Source organism: Luteimonas sp. BLCC-B24 (genome assembly GCF_028550595.1).
Taxonomy (GTDB): Bacteria; Pseudomonadota; Gammaproteobacteria; order Xanthomonadales; family Xanthomonadaceae; genus Luteimonas.
In genome coordinates, this window is the sequence record NZ_JAQQGN010000010.1 from 1 (window position 1) to 24,924 (window position 24,924).

Genomic DNA, 24,924 nt, shown 5'->3' on the forward strand with positions numbered 1-24,924 from the left:
AACCCACCAACCCAAAGTACCCTTCAACCCCGGGCTCTCCCAGTAACTCGTGGTACGGCTACTGGGGGCAGGTCAATCTCGTCACGGATGCCTTGACGTATGCGCGGTTCTACGCCGGCACACGCCACTCGCCTGCGTGCACGGAGGTTCCCGAGTGATCGACTCGTTCCATCGTGATGCGAAGTGAAGCCGGTGCGTTATCCATCCGATCACGCGGCCACTCAGGGGACGGTCACCCGAACCTGCCGGGGACACATCGAACGCGCCCTGGCGCTACTCCAGTCCAGCCGCGCACCTCGCTGTCAGCGCGTCGAGCTCGGCAAACAGCACTGGATCCGGGGCGACGAAATTGAAGCAGGACTTCCCCTGCATGCGCCCGCGCAATCTCTCGCTGAGCCCCGACAGAAGCGCCGGGTGCTCGTAGATCGGCATCAGGTGATAGCTGACGTAGGACTTCTTCGTCTGCACGGCCCCGAAAAACGCCGGCTTCGCGCCAGGTGCCGATGCAAGCCGCTCGATATAAAGGTTGCCCGGCTCGTCGACCTTGATCGACATGCCGTCCGTGTGCCTGCGCAAGATACTGGACAACGAGGCAAAGACTGACTCGGCTTCTTTCATGACAATCTCCGCGCCTCACCGGGATGAGAAGTGACCCTGGCACAGCTCCCATCTCGAATAACTGCCGTCATCCCCGCGAACGCGGGGATCCAGCGACTTCAAGCCTTTGAATCCCAGAGCCGCTGGATTCCAGCTTTCGCTGGAATGACGGCGGAATTCTTCAGACCTTCCTTAGCGACGAAGGGACTACCGAAGCTCACTGCGTAAATTTTTGGCACTACTAGTCACTTGAACCGCCTCCGCCCGAGTCCGTGAAGTCGGACGATGCAGGGATCCAGCCTTGTTGCGGCTGACCACCGTCGCCAGGTGTGTAAAGTGGTTCGAAGCCCTTATCCGGCCCATAGCCCCCTTGGCTGCGCACGAAGAGCAGGAGACCGGCAGCCCCTAGAGCTGGTAGAAGCCACACGGCAACGAGTTGAAGCATCAATTGCCTTCTCGTTGGATAGTTGCTCCTCGCAACTGCAATCGTGGCAAGTACATTCAGCGCAACAAGAGCGATGACTAGGATTGATAACCAGATCACGTTCAACCTCCAAACCGCCTGACATCAGATTTCTCCTGGTCCCGTGCATGGGCCAAACCGACAAATGAGAGAAGCCTTCGGGTGCGGTGTCCACCCTGGCCCGGATCGCAACGCCGATCCAACAAAACCGATTACGGAAATGCAGTCTGGCAACGCCTGAATCACCGAATCAATCTGGCGAGTGGTCCTGCAGCAAGATCGAAAAAACCGGCAACAGCAAATGCCTGACGCTCAAGGCGCGGAGATCATGCACTCGGGGTTGACGGGAAGCTCCTTACGGAATTGTTAGCCCGCTCGCCGTGCTATGCGATGGTCAGCTGGCACGGTAGCGGAGATCTTACGTAGCTCGGCGACCGGGAATGAAAGCAATGCTTTGCCGATTCCCTTCCTGTGTGAGTAGCGCTCATAGATGAGCTCGCCGGGGCCATTGTAGATCTCCTCATAATCGCCGTTCGGGTGAAGTTTGAAGCCAAGGTAAAAATCCGGAATGCTTTTAAAGGTCAGCGACTCTTTAAAGGTGGCTTTAACTTGGACGAGACGTCCGTCTGGCGTTACTCCGTCATGTTTCGCTTGCGAGACATCATGAGCCGTCATGTCGTATTCAAGTGCGGCAATGACCTCGCCGATATCTCCAACTAGACGTCCGTCGATAGTAAAGACTCGGTTCGGAAAGGCCTCTTTGAGACGATCGATGCCTTGGAAGATAAGTTCAAGTGATTAAGTTATAGCGCGGCGATGTGTCATAGGGGCTAACACCTGAATTAAGTCGACTTGCGGAGCAAGTTCGGCTTGAATTAATTGTTAGGCCGCATTCTAGCGAGCTTTGACATCTTGCACTCGCAGAACTTCGCCCGCGCGAAGGCGCTGCCGAAGGCCTTTTATCCTCTGGCGCTCCTGCCGATGGGCTCGCCATTCGCCTAGCGCCATTGACGATGCAAGAGTGACGCTGGCCAAAAGGACGAGCGGAGCAATCGCGGCGCGGTCATAGCCGGTGGGGAGAAGGTAGACGACAAGAAGGGAGCCAACAAAGAAGAGAACGCCGCCCAAGACGCACGCAACCACTCGGGCTGCAAAAGCACGTCGCAAGGCCATCTCAACGTTACCTAGTCGCTGTTCAGTGATGAGGTTAACATCTGTCATGCGGCCTAACGCTTGAGTTAAGCCGCGCCGCGAAGCGGCGTCGGCTTGAATGAATTGTTAGGGCTCACCCCGAAAGAGCGGACGTGCCCATTGTCATCGCTCCAAAAAACAGCTTCTTGATCAGTTCCCCCACTGTAGCTCTAGCTCCATCGTCCAGCGCCTCTGACAACTGCTGGGCAATAGGGCGCCGCTCCAACGACTCGTCCACGGTTGAAGGCACGGCCCCGAGAAGCGTGAAGCCCTTCAACGTTAGGACCGCATCGGGAAATGTAGTCACTGGCTGGTCAAGGGTTCTCAGATTGGGGGAGTACTGAGCAAAGCCCTCACGCACCAAGAAGTTCATAGAGTTAGCCGAGTCCTCGGTGTAGATGCGGAAGGCCTCGTCATCTGGGCTGTTGAGAAGCTCAGAAACCTCATGGCCAATTGATCGCGTCACGAGCAGACAGGGATTTGGAAACTCTTGATAGAGGCGATCCAAAATCCGCGCGGTGAGCTCCTGAAAGATCTGAATGTTGCGCGGGTCTGTCATGTGAGCCCTAACACTAGGTAGCGCTCAAAAAGCGCGATATGCACCGATGGTCCACAAGGCCAACCTCGGCGTCAATGACGAATAAATGCCCGCCGGTCAAGCATTTGCATAGCGGCTGCTCCGATCCGAGCCGCCCGCGCCCGCTTTGCATATGGAACAATCTGAGCGGCTTGCCAGCAGGCAGCTCGAAAAGTGCGATATGCGTATCCTGCCGTGCCGCCTAACAGCAGAGTCGGCGTTGAAGGTGAAGGATGAACCTGTGCCCCCGGTCGGTACGCACTCCGGCAGCACGTACCGGCGGGCCCGCCCGGCACTGTAAAATCGCCGTCTTTTGCGCGCCGCCCCCTTGGATTCCCCGCCCCGCCCCGCCCTCCACGGCCCGACCTTCATCCGGCTGCTGGCCCGCCTGACCGACGACACGCTGCCGCAAAGCGGCCCGGCGCCGGCCGAGCGCTTGAGCCAGTGGCTCGACTGGACGCGGGCGGTGGCGCTGTCGAAGGCGCTCGACGCAAAGCCGGCCGATGCTGAACACGGCGCGCAAGTCCTTGATCGCGATGACGCGGCCGTCTGCGCACAGGCGCGGGCGACGTTGCTGGCCGCGATCAGCGGAGCGCCGGAGCTGGCGATCCCGCAGCCGCAGGCGGTCGGGTCGTCGGACGATGCCGAAGCGCTGCCGCCGGCGCCGGTGGAGTTTGCGCCGTTCCGCCAGCGGCATCTGGCCCTGCAGCGCTCGATGCTGATCGCGACGGGCCGGTTGCGCGGCGATCTGCGCGAGCGGCTGGCGCAGCGTTCACCCGAAATGGCGCGGCTGGCCGAGCTGGACGCGGTGATGGAGGGCGCACTGAGCCCGCGCGGGCACGCACTGCTCGGCGCGGTGCCCGCGCTGCTCGAGGCGCATTTCGAGCGCTTGCGCACGGGCGCGGGCGCGTCGGCCGCGGATCCGTCCGCGGACTGGCTCGATGGTTTTCGCAGAGACATGCAGAGCGTGCTGATCGCCGAGCTGGATGTCCGTTTCCAACCGGTCGAAGGGCTGCTCGCAGCGCTTCGCACCCACTGACGCAGTGCTTATGTCCTCACGCAGTCGCATCACCGCTCTTCTTCCCGCGTTCGCGTTCGCCCTCGGCCTGGCCGTGGTGGGCTGGATCGCGATCGGCTACATCGGCTCTAACACGCTGGCGTTGGCCGCCGCGTTGTTGATCGGTGCCTGTTACATCGCCGGTGGCCTGGAGCTGCTGCGCTACCGGCGGGCGACGACCACGCTGGCCGACGGCGTGGCGCAATTGCGCGAACCGCCGGCGTCGCTGGACACGTGGCTGGGCGGGCTGGACGCCGGCCTGCGCAATGCGGTGCGCCTGCGCATCGAAGGCGAGCGCGTCGCGCTGCCGGTGCCGGCGCTCACACCGTATCTGGTCGGCATGCTGGTGCTGCTGGGCATGCTGGGCACGCTGCTGGGCATGATGGTGATGCTGCGCGGTACCGGCATGGCGCTGGAGACGGCGACCGACCTGCAGGCGATCCGCGATTCGCTGGCCGCGCCGATCAGGGGCCTCGGCGTCGCGTTCGGCACCTCGGTCGCGGGCATCGCCACCTCGGCGATGCTGGGCCTGGCCTCGGCGCTGCTGCGCCGCGACCGCGCCCGCGTGGTGCAGCAACTGGACGTCGCCGCGGCGACCACGCTGCGCACGCACTCGCAGGCGCACCAGCGCGAGGAGACCCTACGCCTGCTGCAGCAGCAGACCGAGGTGATGCCGGCGCTGGTGGAGCGGCTGGGCGCGATGATGGCGACGATCGAGCAGCAGAGCGCGGCCAGCGGCGAGCGCTACGCGGCCAGCCAGGACGCCTTCCATACCCGCACCGAAGCGGTGTACACGCAGTTGGCCGCCTCGGTGGAACGCGCGCTGCAGACCAGCGTGGCCGACAGTGCGCGCGCCGCGACGGCCGCGCTGCAACCGGTGTTCGAAACCACGATGGCCGCACTGTCGCGGGAAACATCGGCGCTGCAGGCGACGGTGGCCGAGGCGGTGGAGCGCCAGCTCGCCGCGCTGACCGCCGGCTTCGACGCCTCGACCGCACGCGTGAGCGAGCGCTGGCAGCAGGCCGTGGACGGCCAGCAGGCCGCGAACGACACCCTGGCGCGCGACCTGCGCAGCGCGCTCGACGGCTTCAATGCGACTTTCGAGCAGCGCGCGAGCGGCCTGCTCGGCGATGTCGCCGCGCGCCTCGACGCGACGACCGCGCAGACCACCGCGCTGCACGACACCGTGACCGGCGCCGTCGACCGGCAGCTGCAGGCGCTCACCGCCGGCTTCGACGCCTCGACCGCAGGCGTGGCCGAGCGCTGGCAGGCCGCGCTCGACGCGCAGCAGGCGGCACAGGCCGTGTTGGCCGCCGATCTGCGCCGCACGCTCGACGGGGTCGGCGAGACCTTCGCGCAGCGCGCGACCGCACTGGTCGACGGCGTCGCCACGCGTCTCGATGCGACCGCCGGCAGCGTGAGCGCGGCCTGGGCCGACGCACTCGACAAGCAGGCCGCAACGAATGATGCAATGAGCGCGCAGCACCAGCAGGCGCTGACCACCGCCGCAGCGGCGTTCGAGACGCATTCGGCAGCGTTGCTGCAGAAGGTGGACGCCTCGCACGTCAAGCTGCAGACCGCGCTCGCCGCGCAGGACGCCCAGCGCCTCACCGCGTGGACCGACAGCCTCACCGCGATGGGTACCGCGCTGCGCGAGGACTGGACACAGGCCGGCGCCGACACCACGCGCCAGCAGCAGGCGATCTGCGACACCTTGGCGCGCACCGCCGACACCATCGGCGCGCAGACACAGGCGCATGCCAGCGAGACCATCGCCGAGATCTCGCGCCTGGTCGACACCGCCTCCGAAGCGCCGCGCGCGGCGGCCGAAGTCATCGCCGAACTGCGCCAGTCGCTGTCGGAGAGCATGGTGCGCGACACCGCGATGCTGGAAGAACGTACACAGATGCTGTCGACGCTCGACACCCTGCTCAGCGCGGTGAACCACGCGTCCACCGAACAGCGCGCGGCGATCGATGCACTGGTGGCGACGTCCGCCGATCTGCTGGAACGCGTGGGCACGCGCTTCACCGATCACATCAGCGCCGAGACCGGCAAGCTCGACGGCGTGGCGACGACGCTCAGCGTCGGCGCGGCCGAAGTGGCGAGTCTCGGCGAGGCCTTCGGCGCCGCGGTCGAGGTCTTCGGCGAATCGAACCAGCAGCTCGCCACACGCCTGCAGGGCATCGAGGAAGCACTGGAGAAATCGCTGGCACGCAGCGACGAGCAGCTGGCGTACTACGTGGCCCAGGCGCGTGAGGTGGTGGATCTGAGCGTACTGGCACAGAAGCAGATCGTCGAAGACCTGCAGCAGCTCGGCGCGTCGCGGGCCGCCTCCGCATGAGCGTCGAGCTGGACGGCGATCACGAGTCGACCGCGCCGATCTGGGCGGCGTTCGGCGATCTGATGTCGGTGCTGCTGGGCGTGTTCGTGCTGATCCTGGTCGGCGTGATCGGTGTGCAGCTGCAGCTGGAAATGAAGCTGGACGCGGAGATCGCCCAGCGCGAGGCGGAAGAGAAGCGCCGGCAGACGCTGGAACAGGCATTGGCCGCCCCGCTGGCCGCGGGGCGCATCACCCTGGTGGACGGCCGCATCGGCATCCGCGGCAGCGTGCTGTTCGCCGATGCGTCGGACCAGCTCCAGCCCGAGGGCCGCGAACTGCTGCAGAGCCTCGCCGGCCCGCTGGCCGACTACCTCGCCTCGCGCGACGAGATCCTCATGGTCAGCGGCTTCACCGACGACCGCCTGGTGCGCGGCGGCCACCGGTTCGCCGACAACTGGGAGCTGTCGGCGCAGCGCGCGCTCAACGTCACCCGCGCCCTGATCCGCGACGGCGTGCCGGCCGAATCGGTGTTCGCCGCCGCGTTCGGCGCGCAGCAGCCGGTGGGCTCGAACGACGATGCCGAAGGCCGCGCGCAGAACCGCCGCGTGGAAATGGCGCCCGTGCCACGCCTGCAGGCCGCCGCCCAGCCCGATGGCCGCTGATCGCACCGACATCGACGCGCTGCTCGCGGCCTGGCGCGCGTGCGGCGCCGACCGCATCGATCCGGTGGGCTTCCATCGCATCGCCGCACTGCGACGGCGAACAGCCGCGCGCAGCGGAGCCGCACGCCAGGCACTCGAAACGCAGCTGGCCGCACAGGCGGAGGCCTTCGGCCGGCAGTGGGAGGGTCGCGCCGTGGCCGGCGCGCGCGCCGCCGCTGGAATGGCCGATGCGTTCGTCGCGGACGCGGAAGGCACGCACGCGCAGGCACGCGCGCCGTCCGCCCTCGGCGCCCTGATCGAGGCGATGGCGGCCGACGGAGACATGGCGTCCGAAGACGCGTCGCGTCGCCTGCGGCGCGCGGCCTACCCCGAACTGCCTGCGCTCGAGGAGGTCCGCCGTCTCTGGTCGGACGTGCGCACGCGCAGCCAGATGCGTCGCTCGCTGGCGGCGCCGACCGAAGACGCCGGCCCGCTGAATTCGAGCCGGCTCGTGCATCGCGCACTCACCCGGATGCGCGACGTGTCGCCCGGCTACCTGCGGCAGTTCCTCGCCTACGCCGACACCCTGTCGTGGCTGGAAACGCTGCAGGACGCCGGTGTGCTGGCCGGCAAGGCGCCCATTCCGACCGCCGCCGGCAAGCCGCGCGCGAAAGCGAAGCCAAGGACGCGCAAGGGGTAGCAGGGCTTCAGGCGCCGCGGCCATGACGAAGCTGGCGGAGGCAGGGCGGGACCGGTTCCCGCGCGGGCTGATGGCGTGTGCGCTCGCGTCGGACACGCCGTGCCGTGTGGCCGCCCGCGGGCCCGATGGGGCCTTCCCTGAGGGCGGCGCGCGCCCGGTGCGCGCCGGCGGCGGGTCGGGTGAATCGTTGCCTGCAGCCCAGCCGGTATCGGCGCGCCTGCCCTGAATCGCTCAAGGCCTTGCGCCGCAACGGGATTTTCCGCAGAATGGCCGGCTCGTTGCGTCCAGCCCATGGCGACATGGCCTGACCGGCGGCCCGGAAGCGCGATTCCCGGCCGCGGAGCACGAGGCGTCACCCCACCCGTATCGCGCGATGGCCACGCCATCGGGGCCGCCATCTCCCTGGCTAAGGGCGATATCAATTACTTCGAGGTGCGTAATGTCCCGAGTCTGCCAAGTCACCGGCAAGCGTACGACGCATGGCAACAACGTGTCGCATGCCATGAACAAGACCCGTCGCCGCTTCATGCCCAACCTGCATGAGCGTCGTTTCTGGGTGGCCAGCGAGAACCGCTGGATCAAGCTGCGTGTTTCCACCAAGGCCCTGCGCACCATCGACAAGAACGGCATCGACGTCGTCCTCGCCGAGCTTCGTGCCCGCGGCGAAAAGGTCTGAGGAGTTAGAACATGGCAGGCAAGCGCGACAAGATCCGTCTGATTTCCTCGGCCAACACCGGGCATTTCTACACCACGGACAAGAACAAGAAGAACACCCCCGGCAAGATGGAGATCAAGAAGTACGATCCCGTCGTCCGGAAGCACGTGATCTACAAGGAAGGCAAGATCAAGTGATGCACGGCCCCGCGCTTCAGCGCGGCTGACGTTGCATCCTCCCCGCGCAGGCGGGGATCCGGAAGCCCGCCGCAAGGCGGGCTTTTTTGTGCCTGCGGCCCGTGCGCAGAACGGAGCCGCCGAAAGGTCAGCCCCGCGCGGGCGGAAAACGCTGTTCAACAGCCGAATGGCTGATCATCCAACGCTTCTAAACGGAACCCACCGAAGGCGGGTGTGTGCGCCGAGGCTGCGCGCACGGGGCGCGTGGCGGTCCGAAGGTCATGCTGCGCAGGCGGGAAACGCTGATCGACAGCCCACCGGCTGGTCACTCAGCGCGTCCACACAAGCTGCGCACGCGGCGCGTGGCGGGACCTGGACCCTCCGGGGCGCACGGCGCCGCCGTGACCATGCAAGCACGCCCGTCGATCGTCCATGCCCATCCGACACGCCCGCCGTCGCACAATCGGCGCATGCACTGGCCGGCACTGAACCTGGGCCTCGCGATCCTGATCGCCGACTGGCTGATCCGGATCGCCGCCCTGCTCTGGATACCCGCACGCACCCGTCCCGCGGCCGCGCGCAGCTGGCTGCTGCTGATCGGGTTCGTGCCGCTGGCGGGCCTGCCGCTGTATCTGCTGTTCGGCCATCCGTGGCTGTCGCGTACGCGGATCGAGCGCCAGCGTCTGGCCTCGCAGGTGATCCGCGACGAGCAACGGCCGCTCGCCGAGCTGCGCTGGACGCCGCCGCCCCACGGCGCGTCGGCCGAGATGGCGCCGCTGCTCGAGCGCCTGGGCGCCTTCATGCCCACCCACGGCAATGCGGTGCGGCTGCTCGACGACTACGCCGCCTCACTCGACGCGCTGCTGGCCGACATCGACGGCGCGCAGGCGCGCGTGCATCTGCTGTATTACCTGCTGTTCGACGATGCGGCCGGGGATGCCGTCGTGCATGCGCTCGAACGCGCCGCCGCGCGCGGGGTGCGATGCCGCGTGTTGCTGGATGCGGTGGGCGCCAAGCGCGGTCTGCGCCGGTACGCAAAGCGCCTGCGCGCAGCGGGCGTGGAGGTGCATGCGATGCTGCCCGGCGGTCTGCACTGGCGGCGCAGCGGTCGCATGGACCTGCGCAATCACCGCAAGGTCGCGGTGATCGACGACACGGCCGCCTACGTCGGCTCGCAGAATCTCGCCGAACCGGACTTCATCGCCGGCTTTCCCAACCGCGAACTGGTGGCGCGTGTGCAGGGCCCGGCACTGGCGCATCTGGAGGCGGTGTTCGCCAGCGACTGGTTCATCGAGACCGGCGAGCGGCTCGAAGTCGCACCGACCACCGCGCTGCCCGATGCCGATGTCGCGGTGCAGCTGTTGCCCAGCGGCCCGGCGTATCCGTTCGAGAATGCGCGCGACACGGTCAACGCGCTGATCCATCTGGCGCGGCGCCGGCTGGTGCTGGCCACACCCTACTTCGTGCCCGACGACGCCACGCTGACCGCGCTGCGCATCGCCGCCCTGTCGGGCGTCGACGTGCAGCTGATTCTCTCGGCCAGCAACAACCAGCCGCTCACGGCCTGGGCGCAGAAGGCCTACTACGGCGAGCTGCTCGAAAGCGGCGTGCGGATCGCGCTGTATGCGCCGCATTTCCTGCATGCCAAACACATGAGCATCGACGACGACATGGCCCTGCTGGGTTCGATCAACCTCGACATCCGCTCGTTCGCGCTGAATGCCGAGATCGGCCTGCTGGCCTACGACCGTGACGTGGTCGCACACATGCGCCGGATCGAAGCCGATTATCTGGCCCATGCCACGCCGGTCACGCTGGACGACTGGAACCGCCGGCCGCACTGGCGACGCAGCCTGGAAGGCATCGCGCGGCTCGCGGATTCGTTTCTCTGACTGACACAGCACGCGCGTGCCGCAAGGCGCGGGCACGTGCGGCCGGGCGATGGGAGCGGAACGGGGGATCAGTATCTCGGGACGGCCCGCGCGCGCCTGCAGGGTGCGTCGCGGACGAAGCAGCCCCCAGCGGCGGAGCATCGCTCGCGGTGCCGCGCGCCTAGGAGACGGGCCGCGGACGATGCACGCGGAGTGCCGGCGGACGGGACGCGGTCAGAAGCCGCCGCCGGCGTCAAGCCAGGCCTGTTCCTCGGGCGTACTGAGACGGCCGAGCGCACGGTTGCGATGCGGGAAGCGGCCGAACCGCGCGATCACGTCGAGGTGGGCCTGGGCGTAGGCGCGGTACTCCGCGTTGTCGACATCGGCGAACAGCTGCACCGACAGGCGCTGGTCCTCCATCGCTTCGGAATGCTCGAACGGCAGATAGACGAAGCTGCGCAGATCGGCCGCGACGTCGCGATCGAACCCGGCGTCGACCATCGTGCGCGCGTGCTGCAACGCCAGACCGTCGGTCGCGAACGCATGGGCGCTGCCGCGGAAGATGTTGCGCGGGATCTGGTCGAGCAGGATCAGCAGTGCCAGACCGCCCTCGGCCGTCTCCAGCCAGTCGTCGCATTCGCGCCGGGCGGCAGCGAAGTGCGCGTCGCGGAAGCGGCGGTCGCATTCGCGGTCGAAGGCCTCGCCGCCCTTGAACCACTTGGCGGGGCCGGCGTCGGCCCAGAAGTCGAGAAGGTCGTGCGGGTGTGTGTGCATGCGCCCAGCCTAACCCGGCGGCCGGCATCGTGACGTCGCCGGGGTGGCAGGCGCGCCCTATACTCGCGCCCGCCTCTTCCGCCCCGGACTCCACCATGCGCCCGATCCGCCTGCTCACCGCCGCTCTGCTCACCACTGCGTTCGCGCTGGCGGCCTGCACCGGGGCGAAGGACGCCGAGCTGGCCCTGATCGCCGCGCCCGCGACCGGCGATGTCTACGCCGCCGAACTCAGCGAATTCTCCGGCTACGGCTTCACCGACGACGCAGGCAAGACCATCGAGCCGGCCTACGGGCTGCTGAAGGTGGTGGCCGTGGACGGCGACGACGTCGTGGTGATCACCGAGAGCAGCGCCGTCGACGACAAGGCGCCGTCGCGCCAGGCCCTGCGCGGGGATCTCGCCGCGGTCGCGTTCGACGACAGCGAGGAAATCCCGCTCAGCGGCGCCCAGCTGCGCGAGGCCTATGACGCCGGCCACATCTACGCCGTGCGTCGCCCCACCGCGCCCTGACGGCGGCGCGGCCGTCCGTGCGATGCCGCGGGCCCGACGAAGCGCGCCGCGTGCGCGCGAGCCGGCCTATTCGTCGAAGCGCAGATGGCGCACGGACTTGCCGTGCCGGCGGATCAGCTTCAGCGCCTCGATGCCGATGGTGATGTGGCGCTCGACGAAATCGGCACTGACCAGCGCATCCGAGGCCTCGGTCTTGACGCCCTCGGGAATCATCGGCTGATCACTGACCAGCAGCAGGGCGCCCGAGGGAATGCGGTTGGCGAAGCCGGCGGCGAACACGGTGGCGGTTTCCATGTCGATCGCCATGCAGCGCATCGCGCGCAGGCGCTCCTTGAACGCGCCGTCGTGTTCCCAGACGCGGCGGTTGGTGGTGTAGACGGTGCCGGTCCAGTAGTCGTGGCCGAGGTCGCGGATCATCGTCGAGACCGCGCGCTGCAACGCGAACGCGGGCAACGCCGGCACCTCGGGCAGCAGATAGTCGCTGCTGGTGCCCTCACCGCGGATGGCCGCGATCGGCAGCACCAGGTCGCCGAGCTGGTTCTTGCGCTTCAGACCGCCGCACTTGCCGAGGAACAGCACCGCCTTGGGCATGATCGCCGAGAGCAGATCCATCACCGTGGCGGCATTGGGACTGCCCATGCCGAAGTTGATCATCGTGATGCCGTCGGCCGTTGCACTGGGCATCGGCCGGTCCAGGCCCACCACCTCGGCGCCGGTGAGCCGGGCGAAGTGGTGCAGATAGCCGCCGAAGTTGGTCAGCAGCACGTGTTCGCCGAACCGGTCCAGCGGCACGCCGGTGTAGCGCGGCAGCCAGTTCTCGACGATCTGGTCTTTTTCTTTCATCGGTCGTCTCCTGTGTCGGCCCATTCTCGCATCGCCGCATGCGCCGCACGAGCGCACCGCGGTCGGTGACGCCGCGGCGGGCGCGGGTACACTCGACCCCGCTTCACGCCGTCGTCCTGCTCCGGCCCATGCGCCGCGCCGACGACGTCCGTCACCATCGCACCGGGGAAATTGCCGATGTATCGCGTCCTGTCCGCCGCTCTCGCGGTCGCACTTCTGGGTGGCTGTGCCACCACCTCCACACCCGCGCGCGGCGACGCCGCGGCGCCGTCCACGGCCTACGCCAGCACCTATGTGCCGATCGCGTCGCACCCGGTGCTGATCAGCGGCGCCACGGTGCTCACCGGTGACGGCGGTCGCCTCGAGAACGCCGACGTACTGCTGCAGGACGGCCGCATCGCCGCGGTGGGCACCGGCTTCGAAGTTCCGGCGAACGCGCAGCGCGTCGACGGCACCGGCAAATGGGTCACGCCCGGCATCATCGACGTGCATTCGCATCTCGGCGTGTATCCCAGCCCCGGCGCCAGCGCGCACAGCGACGGCAACGAGGCGACCGCGCCCAACACCGCGCAGGTGTGGGCCGAGCATTCGGTGTGGCCGCAGGATCCGGGCTTCGGCGCGGCCCTGGCCGGCGGCGTCACCACGCTGCAGATCCTGCCCGGCTCGGCGAACCTGGTCGGCGGCCGCGGCGTGACCCTGAAGAACGTCGCCGCCACCACCGTGCAGGCCATGAAATTTCCGGGCGCGCCCTACGGCCTGAAGATGGCCTGCGGCGAGAACCCCAAGCGGGTCTACGGCGAGAAGGGCGGCCCGGCCACGCGCATGGGCAATGTGGCCGGCTATCGCCAGGCGCTGATCGACGCCACCGAATACCGCCGCACCCAGGCCGGGGATTCGCCCGGCAAGCGCGATCTGAAACTCGAGACGATGGCCGGTGCGATGGACGGCGACATCCTCGTGCACATCCACTGCTACCGCGCCGACGAGATGGTGCAGATGCTCGACCTGGCGCAGGAATTCGGCTTCCGGGTCACCGCGTTCCACCATGCGGTGGAGGCCTACAAGATCGCCGACCGTCTGGGCGCCGACGGCGTCTGCGGCGCGCTGTGGGCCGACTGGTGGGGCTTCAAGATGGAAGCCTTCGACGGCATCCAGGACAACATCGCCATCGTCGACCGCGCGCCCGGCGGCTGCGCGATCGTGCATTCGGATTCCGACGAAGGCATCCAGCGCCTCAACCAGGAGGCCGCCAAGGTGATCGCCAGCGCACGGCGGGCGGGCATCGAGATCACGCCCGAGCACGCGATCCGCTGGGTGACCGAGAACGCGGCGCGTTCGCTCGGCGTGCTCGAGCGCACCGGCACGCTGACGCCCGGCAAGATGGGCGACGTGGTGCTGTGGAACGGCAATCCCTTCAGCGTCTACGCGCTGGCCGAACAGGTCTGGATCGACGGCGCGCACGTGTACGACCGCACCGATCCGGCGCGTCAGCCGGTCTCGGATTTCATGCTCGGCCAGGGCGCCGCAACCACCGGAGGTGCACGATGAACCGTCATGTTGCGAAGCGGCGCGTGCCGCGCACGATGGCCCGCCTGTTGATCGCCGGCGCGCTGCTCGCGGCGACATTGCCCGTTGCCGCGCAGTCGCTGCTGATCCGCGGCGCCACCGTGCACACCGCCGGCGCCCAGGGCTCACTGCAGAACACCGACGTGCTGGTGCAGGGCGGGCGCATCGCGGCGATCGGCACCGGCCTCACCGCCGGCGACGCGCCGGTGATCGAGGCCAACGGCCGGCCGCTGACGCCCACGCTGTTCGGCGGTGTGACCGGCATCGGCATCGAGGAGGTCTCGGGCGAGAGCGGCACCCGCGACGATCGCCTCGCGCTCGGCCCGGCCAGCGACATGGCCGTGCGTCCCGAGTTCGACGTCACCCTCGCCTACAACCCGGATTCGATCGTCATTCCGGTCGCGCGGGTGGAGGGCATCGGCTTCACCCTGATCTCGGCCGGCAGCGCGAGTTCGATCATCGGTGGCCAGGGCGCGGTGATGCGGCTCGACGGCAGCGTGGATCCCGCCGGCCCGAAGGTGCTGTATCTCGCCCTCGGCAGCGCCGGCGCGGGCCAGAGCGGCACCTCGCGCGCCGCGCAATGGATGCTGCTCGACCAGCTGATCGACGAGGCACGCGGCCGCGTGCCGGCGGACTCGCACGTCGCCGCGCTCACGCCGGCCGGCAAGCGCGCACTGGCGCCGTATCTCGACGGGCGCGGCACGATCGTCGTCGGCGTCAACCGCGCGTCCGACATCCGCCAGTTGCTGCGCTGGTCGCAGCGTCACGGCCTGCGCATCGCGATCCGCGGCGGTGCCGAGGCCTGGCGCCTCGCGCCCGAACTGGCCTCGGCGCAGGTGCCGGTGTTCGTCGATCCGCTGGCCAACCTGCCGGCGGATTTCGACCAGATCGGCGCGACGCTGGAGAACGCCGCACGCCTGCAGGCGGCCGGCGTGCGCGTCGGCTTCGCCCAGGCCAGCGACGCTTCGCACAATGCGCGCAAGCTGCGTCAGCTCGCCGGCAATGCCGTCGCCCACGGCCTGCCCTGGGACGCGGGTCTGGCCGGCCTGACCCGCGTGCCGGCCGAGACCTTCGGCGTCGGCGATCGCATCGGCACGATCGCCGTCGGCCGGACCGCCGATCTGGTGCTCTGGTCGGGTGACCCGCTGGATGTCGCCAGCACCGCCGACCAGGTCTGGTTCGATGGCCGCGCGATCCCGATGCGGTCGCGCCAGACCGAACTGCGCGACCGGTATCTGCATCCGGCGACGCCGGCCGACCAGGGCGGACTGCCGCGGGCGTACCGCACGCGCTGACCGGCCGGGCGCGTCGGGAATCGACGCGCCCTGCGTCTTCGCCAAGGCCGGTGCCGCACCGCACCGGCCGGTCGCATGCTTGCCTCTGTCGACGCGCAAGCAGTGGCCGCGGCGGGTGAACGCCGGCGCGTCGTGGTCCAGGTCACGCCACGTCACGCGCCGGCGTCGTCGCGCGCCGGGCATGCCGGGACACCCTGCACGCACACGCGCTGCGGGAACGCGCTCGCGCGCGATGCCGTTCCGGACGGGCGCCGCGCCGGCGCGTCCGCCGCAGTCCGTGCGACCGGAGGCGGTGCCGATGCGGCGCAGCGACCCTCAGCGTGCGTCGGGCGGAATTTCGTCCGGATCCGGGTCCACCGCCAGCTTGCCGGCGATCAGCACCGCCTGGGTGCGATTGGACGCGCCGAGCTTGCGCAGCACGGCGGTCATGTGCGCCTTGACCGTGGCTTCGGAGACATGCAGTTCGTAGGCGATCTGCTTGTTGAGCATGCCGTCGCCGAGCATCTGCAGCACCCGGAACTGCTGCGGCGTGAGATCACGCAGGCGCGCGGCGACATCGTGCTCGTGCGAGGTGACCGCCGGCGCGGACACGGCGGCCTCGGGCACGAACCGGTCACCGTCGAGCACCTGCACCACGGCGCGACCCAGCGTCTCGGCATCCGCCGATTTCGGCACGAAGCCGGCGGCGCCGTGGTCGAGTGCGCGACGCATGACCGCAGGCTCTTCGCGGGCCGAGACCATCAGCACCGGCAGCTGCGGGTATTGCGCGCGCAGATGCACCAGCGCGCTGAAGCCGTGCACCCCGGGCATGTTGAGATCGAGCATCAGCAGGTCGGCGTCCGGCTCGGACTCGACCATCGCGTACAGCGCGTCCACGTTGTGCGCCTCGCGCAGCCGCGCGTCCGGCACGGCGCGCGAGATCGCCCCGCGCAGAGCCTCGCGGAACAGCGGATGGTCATCGGCGATCAGCAGGGTGGTCATCGGCGCGGGTGATGCTCTGGAAAGTGACGTGCGGCGTGCAACTGCGGAACCCGGCTGAGCGCGCGGCCGGCGATGATGGGCGGCCGGGACGCGCCATGCACCCCGCGCCCCGGCCCCGCCTCGCCTGCCGCGGGGCGATGCCGCGCGGCACCCCGAAGCCGGGGCCTGCCCTCGTGCAGCGCCGGGGCCATGCTCAGCCCTGCGGGATGTAGCGGTCCTTGACGAGTGCGTCGACGACGCCCGGGTCGGCCAGCGTGCTGGTGTCGCCGAGCTGGTCGGGCGCGTTCTCGGCGATCTTGCGCAGGATGCGGCGCATGATCTTGCCCGAGCGGGTCTTCGGCAGGCCGGGCGCCCACTGGATGTGGTCGGGCGAGGCGGTCGGCCCGATCTCGGTGCGCACGTGCTTCACCAGTTCCTTGCGCAGTTCCTCGGTGTAGTCCTCGCCGGCCTTGAGGGTCACGTAGGCATAGATGCCCTGGCCCTTGATGTCGTGCGGAAAGCCGACCACCGCGGCCTCGGCGACCTTCGGGTGCAGCACCAGGGCGCTCTCGAGTTCGGCGGTGCCGATGCGGTGACCGGAGACGTTGATGACGTCGTCGACGCGGCCGGTGATCCAGTAATACCCGTCCTCGTCGCGGCGGCAACCGTCGCCGGTGAAGTAGCTGCCGGGATAGGCCTTGAAGTAGGTGTCGATGAAGCGCTGGTGGTCGCCGTAGACCGTGCGCATCTGGCCCGGCCACGAATCGGTGATCACGAGGTTGCCCTCGGCGGCGCCTTCGAGCACGGTGCCATTGGCGTCGACCAGCGCGGGCTGCACGCCGAAGAACGGCTTGGTGGCCGAGCCGGGCTTGGTGTCGACCGCGCCGGGCAGCGGCGAGATCAGAATGCCGCCGGTTTCGGTCTGCCACCAGGTGTCGACGATCGGACAGCGGCCGTCGCCGACGACATCGGCATACCAGCGCCAGGCCTCGGGATTGATCGGCTCGCCGACGCTGCCGAGCAGGCGCAGCGACTTGCGCGAGGTCTTCTTGACCGGGCCCTCGCCCTCGCGCATCAGCGCGCGGATCGCGGTGGGCGCGGTGTAGAAGATCGTGACCTTGTGCTTGTCGATGACGTTCCAGAACCGCGAGACGTCGGGATAGTTCGGTACGCCTTCGAACATCAGCGAGGTCGCGGCATTGCACAGCGGGCCGTAGACGATGTAGCTGTGGCCGGTGACCCAGCCGACGTCGGCGGTGCACCAGTAGACATCGTCGTCGCGCAGGTCGAACACCGCCTCGTGGGTGTAGCTGGCGTAGAGCAGATAACCGGCGGTGGTGTGCAGCACCCCCTTGGGCTTGCCGGTCGATCCGGAGGTGTAGAGGATGAACAGCGGATCTTCCGCGTTCATGCGCTCGGGTTCACAGGTGTCGGGCTGGCTGTCGACGACGGCGTCGTACCAGCGGTCACGTGGCATCTGCATGTCGACGGCGCCGCCGGTATGGCGCACGACCAGCACGGTTTCGACGGTCTGGGTGCCGGGCAGCTTGAGCGCCGCGTCGACGTTCGCCTTCAACGGCACGGTCTTGCCACCGCGCAGGCCTTCGTCGGCGGTGATGATCAGCTTGCTGCCGCAGTCGCCCACGCGATCGGCGATCGAATTGGGCGAGAAGCCGCCGAAGACCACCGAATGCACCGCGCCGATGCGCGCGCAGGCCAGCATCGCGACCGCGGCCTCGACGATCATCGGCAGGTAGATGGTGACCCGGTCGCCCTTGCCGACGCCGAGGTTGCGCAGCGCGTTGGCCAGTTTGCACACGCGCGCGTGCAGCTCGCGGTAGCTGACGTGGCGGGCGCCGGTCTCGGGGCTGTCGGGCTCCCAGATCAGTGCGGTCTTGTCGCCCTTCGTGGCCAGGTGGCGGTCGAGGCAGTTGACGCTGACGTTGAGTTCGCCGTCCTCGAACCAGCGGATGCGGAAATCGGCCGGATCGAAGCTGACGTTGCGCACGATCGTCGGCGCACGGTCCCAGTGCAGGCGCTTGGCGGCCTCGCCCCAGAACGCATCCGGCGCCTGCACCGATCGCGCGTAGTCGCGCGCGTAGTCGTCGGGGCCGATGGTCCCCGGGCCGGCGAATCCGGCGGGAACCGGGTGGATTTCTGCGGAATTGGACATCGCGGGGGTACCTCCTTCTGACGCGTCCGACCAGTGTGCCGTATCCGTCCGAATGCCGGTCTAGACCTTGGTCTAAGCGTGTCGCCGGCGTGCGGGTATCGACCAATGGCGAATGGGCGTGCCCCCGGCATCGGTGCAGTCTCCGTGACGGACCGGGCTGCGGCGCGTTGCCGTTGGCCGATTTTCAGTTGACCCGTGGGAGGGGAGCGATGACACAGACACACCAGGCACGGCCGCGCCTGTTGGCCACTGCGGTGCTCACCGCACTGATGCTGCCCGGCGCCGCATTCGCGCAGACCGCCAAGGAGCGGGAGCTGGAAGCGCGCGTCGCGCAGCTCGAGCAGATGGTGCAGCAGCTGGTCGCCCAGCAGCAGCAGACCGAAACCGCAGTGACCGAAGTGCGTACGGCCCAAGCCGCGCAGCCGGCACCGGCGCCCGCGGCCGCCACAGGCACCGGCGCTGCGGCACCGATCCAGACGACGACCATCGTGCCGACCTCCGGCTCGACGTTCACCGTCGGCGGCATGATCCGCACCGACGGCCTGGTCACCAAGACCACCGACGGCGCGATCGGCAAGGGCACCGCCGGCCGCGACTTCTACGTGCCCGGCGCGATTCCGGTCGGAGGCAACGGCCCGGACACCTATTCCGACGCGCATCTGAAGTTCTCGCGCCTGTGGTTCGACGCCAGTACCGTGCTCGGCACCGGCGACAGGCTCGGCGCCCGTGTCGAACTCGATTTCTTCGGCGGCGCGCTCGGCAACTCGGCGGCCACCAACACCTACGGCGCCACGCTGCGCCATGCGTATCTGACCTACAACAACTGGCTGGTCGGCCAGACCTGGTCGAACTTCATGGACACCGCCGCGTTGATCGACGCGGTCGACTTCGTCGGCCCGACCGATGCGGTCGTGTTCGTGCGCCAGCCGCAGCTGCGCTACACCAGCGGCCCGTGGGCGGTGTCGATCGAGAGCCCGGAAACCACGGTGCAGCCCTTCGGCGGCGGCGCCCGCGTGATCGCCGGCAACAACAGCGCGATTCCCGACGTGGTCGCCCGCTACACCCACAAGGGCGACTGGGGCCACGTCAGCGTCGCCGGCATGGCGCGGCAGCTGAAGTACGAGCCCGTGGCCGGCAGCAACAGCACCGACACCGGCTTCGGCGCGACCGTCAGCGGCCTGGTCAAGCTCGGCGACAGCACCGACATCCGCTACCAGGTCAGCGGCGGCGAAGGCATCGGCCGCTACATCGGTCTGGCCACGGTGCAGCAGGATGCGATGGTGGATTCGGCCGGCAATCTCGACGCGCTCGGCGGCTGGGCCGGCTATGTCGGCCTGCGCCAGGTGTTCAGCCCGCAGGTGCGCGGCAATCTCTACTACGCACGCTCGCAGTGGGACAACGACACCACCTGGACCGGCTTCGGCGTGACCCGCAAGGTGCATTCGCTGCACGCCAACATGATCTGGTCGCCGGTGCCGCGCCTGGACTTCGGCGTCGAGGCGATCTGGGGTGAGCGGACGCTCGAGTCCGGCGTCGACGGCGAGCTGATCCGCCTGCACACGATGGCGCGCTACACGTTCTGATCCGGACGCGGATCCGCCGACCGGGTCCGCGCTCCGAACGTCCGCCGGGACGGGTCAACTGCTTCCAGCGCCGCGCCGGCAGCGGCGCCGCACTGCACCGCCGCTTCGCCATCGCCCATCACGCTTTCGAGGGGGAACGAACATGTTGGACAAAACCGCAAGCAACTACTGGAAGGCCAATCTCAGGATCATCGGCATCTGCATGTCGATCTGGGCTCTGGTCTCGTTCGGATTCGGCATCATCCTGCGGCCGCTGCTCAGCGGCATCCGCATCGGTGGCACCGATCTGGGGTTCTGGTTCGCACAGCAGGGCTCGATCCTGGTCTTCATCGCCCTGATCTTCTTCTACACCTGGTACATGAACCGGCTCGATCGCGAGTACGGCGTGGACGAGCAATAAGGACCGCGACCCATGGATCAGTTCACCATCAATCTCATCTTCGTCGTCGGCACGTTCCTGCTCTACATCGGCATCGCGATCTGGGCCCGTGCCGGCTCCACCTCCGAGTTCTATGCGGCCGGCCGCAGCGTCAATCCGGTGGTCAACGGCGCCGCCACGGCCGCGGACTGGATGTCGGCGGCCTCGTTCATCTCGATGGCCGGCCTCATCGCGTTCGTGGGCTACGGCAACTCCAGCTATCTGATGGGCTGGACCGGTGGCTACGTGCTGCTGGCGCTGTTGCTGGCGCCGTACCTGCGCAAGTTCGGCCGCTTCACCGTGCCCGACTTCATCGGTGACCGCTTCTACAGCCGCAGTGCGCGTCTGGTGGCGGTGGCGTCGTTGCTGATCATGTCGGTCACCTACGTGATCGGCCAGATGACCGGTGCAGGCGTGGCGTTCTCGCGCTTCCTGGAAGTCGATGCGACGACCGGCCTGCTGATCGCCTCGGGCGTGGTGTTCGTCTATGCGGTGCTCGGCGGCATGAAGGGCATCACCTACACGCAGCTCGCGCAGTACGTGGTGCTGATCATCGCCTACACGATCCCGGCGGTGTTCATCTCGCTGCAGCTCACCGGCAACGCGATTCCGCAGCTGGGCCTGTTCTCCACGCATACCGAATCGGGCCTGCCGCTGCTGGCCAAGCTCGACCAGGTGCTGCTGGAACTGGGCTTCCAGGACTACACCGGCAATCACGGCTCGACGCTCAACATGGTGCTGTTCACCATGTCGCTGATGATCGGCACCGCCGGTCTGCCGCACGTGATCATCCGCTTTTTCACGGTTCCGAAGGTCTCCGACGCACGCAAGTCGGCGGGCTGGGCGCTGGTGTTCATCGCCCTGCTCTACACCGTGGCCCCGGCCGTGGGTGCGATGGCGCGTCTGAACATCATCACCACGATCTATCCCCAAGGCACCGAGAACGCGTCGATCACCTACGACGAGCGTCCGGACTGGATGCACAACTGGGAACAGACCGGCCTGCTGAAGTTCGAGGATCTCAACGGCGACGGTCGCATCCAGTACTACAACGGCGCGAACGAGGAGTTCGCCGCAGTCGCCGAGTCGCGCGGCTGGGCGGGCAACGAAATGGTGACCTTCAACCAGGACATCCTGGTGCTGGCCAATCCCGAGATCGCGCAGCTGCCCGGCTGGGTGGTGGGCCTGATCGCCGCGGGCGGTCTGGCGGCAGCCTTGTCGACGGCGGCAGGCCTGCTGCTGGCGATCTCGTCGGCCATCAGCCACGACCTGATCAAATCCACCTTCAAACCGAACATCTCGGAGAAGGGGGAACTGCTCGCGGCGCGCATCTCGATGGCGGTGGCGATCGTGGTGGCGACCTGGCTGGGACTCAATCCACCCGGCTTCGCCGCACAGACGGTCGCACTGGCATTCGGGCTCGCGGCATCGTCGCTGTTCCCGGCGATCATGATGGGCATCTTCTACAAGCGCATGAACTCCACTGGCGCCATCGTGGGCATGCTCGTGGGTCTGATCTCGACCTGCCTGTACATCTTCACGTACCTGGGCTGGTTCTTCATTCCCGAGACCAACATGCTGCCCAACACGCCCGACAACTGGCTGTTCGGCATCTCGCCGCTGTCGTTCGGTGCGGTGGGTGCGATGCTCAACTTCATCGCGGCCTACGTGACCATGCTGTTCACCAAGCCGACGCCGGAGCGCGTGCAGGAGCTCGTGGAGAGCATCCGCGTGCCCCGCGGCGCCGGGGCCGCCGTGAATCACCACTGATTCCGGTACCCGCGTGACCCACGGCCCGTCCTTCGCTCTGCGAGGGGCGGGCCGTTCCATATCCGCAGCCGGGTTCCGCCCCGGGTGCGGACGTCCGCTGCACCGGGGACGTCGACGGCCGGGCGTGCGCGCCCGCGCACGCCGTCGCGGATCCCACCGATACTTGGGCGATCGCCCTCGCCGCGCGGCCCTCGCCTCGCGGCCACGCTCTGACAGGACCTTCCATGCTGCTGGAATTCATCGCCATCATCGCCGCCGGCTTCGGCCTGGCCGGCCTCGCCCTGATGCTCAACGTGCTCCTCCGCAAGCGCCTGCCGGGCTGGGTGATGCCCGCCTCGGCCGGCGTCGGCATGCTCGCAATGGCCGTATGGCTGGAGTATTCGTGGCTCGACCGGGTCACGGCCAACTACCCGCAGGAGGTGGAGGTGGCGTCCACCAATGCAGTGCGCGCCTGGTACCGCCCGTGGACCTTCGTCGTGCCCCAGGTCAACCGCCTGATCGCGATCGACCACCGCTTCGACCGGCGCAATCCCGCGCACCCCGATCAGGTGCTGACCCAGGTGCTGCTGGTCGGTCGCTGGGAACCGTCGCGCCAGTTCGCCGTGGTCTTCGACTGCGCGGCCCGGCGCCGCGCCGACCTCGTCGATCAGGTCCGTTTCGCCGAAGACGGCTCGCTCGAGAACGCGCAATGGCGCGTGCTGCGCGAGGACGATCCGGTGCTGCGCGCCGCCTGCCGCGCCTGAGCAAGCCGCCCGGACCGCGTGCCGCCCGCATTCCAGCCGGAATCGGCTCGCCTCATGCGTGACGTATGCCGCTGCCGGTCGTGCGGCCCCGTATGACGCGGCGGGCATCGTCCCGGTTGCGCACGCCATTCCGACCGCGGGCGCCGCGCGCAACACACCCCAGTGCCCGTTGGTGCCCGGGCGTCACGCCGCCGCTCAGCGCTGCGGCGGTGCCGCGAGTTCGCGGGTATCTAGAAAGCCGTCGCGGTTGATGTCCTGGCGGTTGAACGCGGCCGCCAGCTTGGCCATGTGTTCGGCCAGCGTGATCGGGCGACCCTTGCCGCCCGGCAATTCCTCGGGCGCCAGCACGCCGTCGCCGTTGCGGTCCATCTGGTCGAACGCATAGCGCATCCAGGCCTGGTACTCGGCCAGCGAGACGCGGCCGTCGCCGTCGGTGTCCATGCGCTCGAGGTAATCGCGCGTCTGGGTGACCTGGGCCGATGCCGCGCCGGCCAGTCCCATCGACAGCAGGACCGCGCATGCCCAGGCCGGCTTTCGAGCGGGCGCGACACGCGGCACGTCGGGCAGCCGCGCGCTCAGGCGCGAACGCTCTGCAGCGAATACCCCTTCAGCCGCGCCGAATACTCCTGCAGCGCGCGGATGCCCGTGGCCTCGGCCTCGCGGCACCAGGCCTGCAGGTGATGCAGGGCATCGGCCGCATTGTGCGAACGCGCTTCGAGCACCGCCGACAGGCGCGCACGGTATTCGACCAGGGTGCGGATGCGCGGACGCTGGTCCACCCATTGCTGGAGCTGAGCACGCGCGTCGGGCTGCAGCCATCGGCCGTCGTCCACCAGGCCCTTGCGCAGCTTGCGGGGCAACAGCGCGCGCAGCCGGGCACCGGCGGCCTGCGCTTCTTCGCGCAGCGCCGGTGTCAGCACGTTGCGCTGGTAGTCGGTCATGGCCTGGAAGCGGTGCGTGAGCAGCGCCTTCATCGTGTCGGTATCCGGGACGTGGATGTTCGGGCGCACATCGAGCGACGGCGCGACCCGGAGCACCTTGGCCAGGCCGACGGACTCGAGGCCACGGATCACCATCCAGCCGATGTCGAATTCCCACTTGCGCAGCGCGAACTTCGCCGACGAGGGAAACGCGTGGTGGTTGTTGTGCAGTTCCTCGCCTCCGATCCATACGCCCCACGGGGTGAGGTTGGTCGCGGTGTCGGTGGTCTCGAAGTTGCGGTAGCCCCACCAGTGGCCCAGCCCGTTGACGACACCCGCGGCCCAGAACGGGATCCATGCCATCTGGATCGCCCACACGGCAACGCCCTTGAAGCCGAACAACGCGAAGCTGACGAACAGCAGCAGCGTCGGGCCGAAGGTCGCCCACGGCGTGTAGAGCCTGCGTTCGATCCAGTCGTTCGGCGCGCCCTTGCCGTACTGCTCGATGTCGGCGCGCATGCCGCGCGCCTCGCGGTACAGCTCCACGCCTTTCCAGAACACGGTCCTGATGCCCTTGAAGCGCGGGCTGTGCGGATCGTCCTCGGTCTCGCACTTGGCGTGATGCTTGCGATGGATCGCCACCCACTCGCGCGTGATCATCGACGTGGTGAGCCACGTCCAGAACCGGAAGAAGTGCGCGATCACCGGATGGAAATCGACACCGCGATGTGCCTGGCTGCGGTGCAGGTACAAGGTGACGGCGAAGATCGTCAGCTGCGTGGCGATCAGCAGATACACCAGCATCGCGCCCCAGCCGAACTGGAGCAGGCCACCGGAGAGAAACTCGGACAGGGAAGCGGACATGGCGCGCGCGGCTTGATGAGGTGAACGCGTCCATGATGCGTCCGGCCCCGGGGCTTTGCCATCCCTGCGAGACCGTATGGGGCCACGGGGGTTCAGTCTCGCCGCGCCGCAGTCCGCATTCAGCGCGGCGCCACATCGCACCGCGCCACCGGCGTGTTTGCTGCCCGGTGCATTCGCCCCGCATCGCAGCACGCCTGCCGGCGAACCCTGTGCGATAGTCGGCGCGCATCACCGCTGTTCAGTCTTGGCATACCG

At 68.2% G+C, this 24,924-nt stretch carries 23 protein-coding genes; 14 read left to right on the forward strand and 9 right to left on the reverse strand.

Annotated features, from left to right (window positions below):
• Positions 1–273 precede the first annotated feature (273 nt).
• The 3 genes from PQS31_RS15675 to PQS31_RS15685 all read right to left on the reverse strand — a co-directional run bounded on the left by PQS31_RS15675 (position 274) and on the right by PQS31_RS15685 (position 2,810).
• Positions 274–618 carry a hypothetical protein gene (locus PQS31_RS15675; RefSeq protein ID WP_272763725.1) on the reverse strand — a complete coding sequence of 115 codons (345 nt, stop codon included), beginning with the start codon at positions 616–618 and terminating at the stop codon, positions 274–276.
• A gap of 808 nt (positions 619–1,426) precedes the next feature.
• Positions 1,427–1,735: a hypothetical protein gene (locus PQS31_RS15680; RefSeq protein WP_272763726.1), complete on the reverse strand. Its 309-nt coding sequence runs from the start codon at positions 1,733–1,735 to the stop codon at positions 1,427–1,429.
• Positions 1,736–2,345: 610 nt separating this feature from the next.
• Positions 2,346–2,810, reverse strand: coding sequence for a hypothetical protein (locus PQS31_RS15685; RefSeq protein WP_272763727.1), 465 nt, complete (start codon positions 2,808–2,810; stop codon positions 2,346–2,348).
• A 346-nt stretch (positions 2,811–3,156) separates the two neighbouring features.
• Between PQS31_RS15685 and PQS31_RS15690 the strand changes: the two genes are divergently transcribed.
• The 7 genes from PQS31_RS15690 to cls all read left to right on the forward strand — a co-directional run bounded on the left by PQS31_RS15690 (position 3,157) and on the right by cls (position 10,272).
• Positions 3,157–3,867 (forward strand): DUF3348 domain-containing protein, encoded by a 711-nt coding sequence (locus PQS31_RS15690; RefSeq protein WP_272763729.1) that lies wholly within the window; start codon positions 3,157–3,159, stop codon positions 3,865–3,867.
• Positions 3,868–3,877: 10 nt separating this feature from the next.
• Positions 3,878–6,229, forward strand: coding sequence for a DUF802 domain-containing protein (locus PQS31_RS15695; RefSeq protein WP_272763731.1), 2,352 nt, complete (start codon positions 3,878–3,880; stop codon positions 6,227–6,229).
• Positions 6,226–6,870, forward strand: coding sequence for an OmpA family protein (locus PQS31_RS15700; protein ID WP_272763733.1), 645 nt, complete (start codon positions 6,226–6,228; stop codon positions 6,868–6,870). Before PQS31_RS15695 ends, PQS31_RS15700 begins: the two co-directional genes overlap by 4 nt.
• Entirely contained in the window at positions 6,860–7,549 is a 690-nt protein-coding gene (locus tag PQS31_RS15705; RefSeq protein ID WP_272763735.1) for a DUF2894 domain-containing protein, read from the forward strand. Before PQS31_RS15700 ends, PQS31_RS15705 begins: the two co-directional genes overlap by 11 nt.
• Positions 7,550–7,988: 439 nt before the next feature.
• Positions 7,989–8,225, forward strand: a complete 237-nt coding sequence (gene rpmB / locus PQS31_RS15710) for a 50S ribosomal protein L28 (protein ID WP_096209782.1) — start codon at positions 7,989–7,991, stop codon at positions 8,223–8,225.
• A gap of 11 nt (positions 8,226–8,236) precedes the next feature.
• Positions 8,237–8,401 carry a 50S ribosomal protein L33 gene (rpmG, locus tag PQS31_RS15715; RefSeq protein ID WP_047137659.1) on the forward strand — a complete coding sequence of 55 codons (165 nt, stop codon included), beginning with the start codon at positions 8,237–8,239 and terminating at the stop codon, positions 8,399–8,401.
• Between the two features lie 449 nt (positions 8,402–8,850).
• Positions 8,851–10,272 carry a cardiolipin synthase gene (gene cls, locus PQS31_RS15720; RefSeq protein WP_272763740.1) on the forward strand — a complete coding sequence of 474 codons (1,422 nt, stop codon included), beginning with the start codon at positions 8,851–8,853 and terminating at the stop codon, positions 10,270–10,272.
• 213 nt (positions 10,273–10,485) lie between these two features.
• On the opposite strand, the gene PQS31_RS15725 is transcribed toward cls, so the two are convergent.
• Positions 10,486–11,025, reverse strand: a complete 540-nt coding sequence (locus tag PQS31_RS15725) for a DUF924 family protein (RefSeq protein WP_272763742.1) — start codon at positions 11,023–11,025, stop codon at positions 10,486–10,488.
• A 95-nt stretch (positions 11,026–11,120) separates the two neighbouring features.
• On the opposite strand from PQS31_RS15725, the gene PQS31_RS15730 reads away from it, so the two are divergent.
• Complete coding sequence (locus tag PQS31_RS15730) at positions 11,121–11,534, forward strand: hypothetical protein (RefSeq protein ID WP_272763744.1); 414 nt, start codon at positions 11,121–11,123, stop codon at positions 11,532–11,534.
• A 66-nt stretch (positions 11,535–11,600) separates the two neighbouring features.
• On the opposite strand, the gene PQS31_RS15735 is transcribed toward PQS31_RS15730, so the two are convergent.
• Entirely contained in the window at positions 11,601–12,377 is a 777-nt protein-coding gene (locus PQS31_RS15735) for an AMP nucleosidase (RefSeq protein ID WP_272763746.1), read from the reverse strand.
• 177 nt (positions 12,378–12,554) lie between these two features.
• Here PQS31_RS15735 and PQS31_RS15740 point away from each other — a divergent pair, with 177 nt between their 5' ends.
• Positions 12,555–13,925: an amidohydrolase gene (locus PQS31_RS15740; RefSeq protein WP_272763748.1), complete on the forward strand. Its 1,371-nt coding sequence runs from the start codon at positions 12,555–12,557 to the stop codon at positions 13,923–13,925.
• 35 nt (positions 13,926–13,960) lie between these two features.
• Complete coding sequence (locus tag PQS31_RS15745; protein WP_272763837.1) at positions 13,961–15,238, forward strand: amidohydrolase family protein; 1,278 nt, start codon at positions 13,961–13,963, stop codon at positions 15,236–15,238.
• A gap of 315 nt (positions 15,239–15,553) precedes the next feature.
• Here the strand turns inward: PQS31_RS15745 and PQS31_RS15750 are convergent, their stop codons facing one another.
• Together PQS31_RS15750 and acs are read right to left on the reverse strand one after the other, a co-directional pair.
• The gene (locus tag PQS31_RS15750; RefSeq protein ID WP_272763750.1) at positions 15,554–16,219 is read right to left on the reverse strand and encodes a response regulator transcription factor; all 666 of its coding nucleotides are present in this window, start codon (positions 16,217–16,219) and stop codon (positions 15,554–15,556) included.
• A 193-nt stretch (positions 16,220–16,412) separates the two neighbouring features.
• The gene (gene acs / locus PQS31_RS15755; protein ID WP_272763752.1) at positions 16,413–18,371 is read right to left on the reverse strand and encodes an acetate--CoA ligase; all 1,959 of its coding nucleotides are present in this window, start codon (positions 18,369–18,371) and stop codon (positions 16,413–16,415) included.
• Positions 18,372–18,580: 209 nt separating this feature from the next.
• On the opposite strand from acs, the gene PQS31_RS15760 reads away from it, so the two are divergent.
• From PQS31_RS15760 to PQS31_RS15775, 4 genes are all read left to right on the forward strand, one after another.
• Positions 18,581–19,954, forward strand: a complete 1,374-nt coding sequence (locus tag PQS31_RS15760; RefSeq protein WP_272763754.1) for a DcaP family trimeric outer membrane transporter — start codon at positions 18,581–18,583, stop codon at positions 19,952–19,954.
• Between the two features lie 142 nt (positions 19,955–20,096).
• Positions 20,097–20,354 (forward strand): DUF4212 domain-containing protein, encoded by a 258-nt coding sequence (locus tag PQS31_RS15765; protein ID WP_180545693.1) that lies wholly within the window; start codon positions 20,097–20,099, stop codon positions 20,352–20,354.
• 12 nt (positions 20,355–20,366) lie between these two features.
• Positions 20,367–22,142: a sodium:solute symporter family protein gene (locus PQS31_RS15770; protein ID WP_272763755.1), complete on the forward strand. Its 1,776-nt coding sequence runs from the start codon at positions 20,367–20,369 to the stop codon at positions 22,140–22,142.
• 224 nt (positions 22,143–22,366) lie between these two features.
• Entirely contained in the window at positions 22,367–22,885 is a 519-nt protein-coding gene (locus tag PQS31_RS15775; protein WP_272763757.1) for a hypothetical protein, read from the forward strand.
• A 195-nt stretch (positions 22,886–23,080) separates the two neighbouring features.
• On the opposite strand, the gene PQS31_RS15780 is transcribed toward PQS31_RS15775, so the two are convergent.
• Both PQS31_RS15780 and PQS31_RS15785 read right to left on the reverse strand, forming a co-directional pair.
• Positions 23,081–23,386 carry a hypothetical protein gene (locus PQS31_RS15780; RefSeq protein WP_272763759.1) on the reverse strand — a complete coding sequence of 102 codons (306 nt, stop codon included), beginning with the start codon at positions 23,384–23,386 and terminating at the stop codon, positions 23,081–23,083.
• Between the two features lie 74 nt (positions 23,387–23,460).
• Positions 23,461–24,669: a fatty acid desaturase gene (locus PQS31_RS15785; protein ID WP_272763761.1), complete on the reverse strand. Its 1,209-nt coding sequence runs from the start codon at positions 24,667–24,669 to the stop codon at positions 23,461–23,463.
• Positions 24,670–24,924 lie beyond the last annotated feature (255 nt).